At 53.5% G+C, this 256-nt stretch carries 1 protein-coding gene; it reads right to left on the reverse strand.

Features of this window, described 5'->3' with window-relative positions:
* Positions 1-256: SIS domain-containing protein (locus tag ACYP03_RS26945; protein ID WP_459782798.1), on the reverse strand; the 256-nt coding region annotated here is incomplete at both ends.

Genomic DNA, 256 nt, shown 5'->3' on the forward strand with positions numbered 1-256 from the left:
GTCGGGTCATGGCACTGTCCGGATTGCAACTGATGCTGGCAACGGTCGCACCGATCGATTTTGCGTATTTCATCGCGCCGATAACATAAGGCGTGCGGCCACTGGCAGCAATGCCGACTAAGACATCCTGGTCAGAAAAATTCAGGGCTTTCAGATCGTCTGCACCGAGCTCGCTATTGTCTTCTGCATTCTCTACGGCACGGAAAATCGCTTCGTGGCCACCTGCAATCAAACCGATAACCTGGGAAGGGTCACT

This window comes from Photobacterium sp. R1 (assembly GCF_054600795.1).